Here is an 811-nt window from a genome sequence, read left to right as displayed (position 1 = left end):
GGTGCACGTCGACGTCGACGTACGCGACCCGCTCGGCCCCCAGTTCGAGCAGCCGCGCGATCGCCAGCGCCGCGTCGTTGTAGACGCAGAACCCCGACGCGGAGCCCGGCATCGCGTGGTGCAGCCCGCCCGTGAAGTTCACCGCGTGCAGCGCGTCCCCGCGCCACACCGCCTCCGCCGCCCCCACCGACTGCCCGGCGATCAACGCCGACACCTCGTGCATCCCGGCGAAGGCCGGATCGTCCAGCGTCCCCAGACCGTACGAGCCGTCCGCCGACGCCGGATCCGCCGACGCGGCCTTCACCGCCTCGATGTAGTCCTCCCGGTGGACGAGCCGCAGCGTCGACTCCCCGGCCGGCTTGGCCGCCACCAGGTGCGCCTCCCGGTCGAGCCCGAGGGCGCCGACGAGCTTCCTGGTCAGGGCCAGACGGACCGGATCCATCGGATGGTCCCGCCCGAAGTCATACCCCGTTACTGCCTCGTCCCACATCAGCTGTGCGCGGCCGCTCATGTCCGCCACCGTATCGGTCCGGTTGAGCCGCGAACGACCTGGCGTACACCAACGTCACCAGCACCAACGCCATCGGCACCAACATCGCGCCCCGATAGCTCCATGCGTCGCCCAGCGCGCCCACGAGCGGCGAGCCGACCAGGAAACCGACGTAGTTGAAGACGTTGAGCCGCGCGATCGCGGCGTCCGAGGCCCCGGGGCCGTGATTTTCAAAGGCGTGTCGCCCGGCCGCCGCGAAGGTCTGCGGCACCAGCACACACAGCCCCAGCCCGAGCAGCGTGAACCCGAGCATCCCCACCC

Annotated in this window: 1 protein-coding gene and 1 pseudogene; both read right to left on the bottom strand. The window is 71.3% G+C overall.

The features are described from left to right. Positions 1-511 (bottom strand): arginase family protein (locus BZY54_RS43015; protein WP_483025160.1); only part of this gene is annotated, 511 nt, incomplete at its 3' end. Beyond that, positions 462-811 (bottom strand): annotated as a pseudogene (locus BZY54_RS43010) (MFS transporter); the annotation flags it as partial. The gene BZY54_RS43015 and the pseudogene BZY54_RS43010, both read right to left, overlap by 50 nt.

Origin of the sequence: Streptomyces carpinensis (genome assembly GCF_002154505.1) — a bacterium.
Lineage (GTDB): Bacteria > Actinomycetota > Actinomycetes > Streptomycetales > Streptomycetaceae > Streptomyces > Streptomyces carpinensis.
This window is presented reverse-complemented; position numbering and strand designations above follow the sequence as displayed.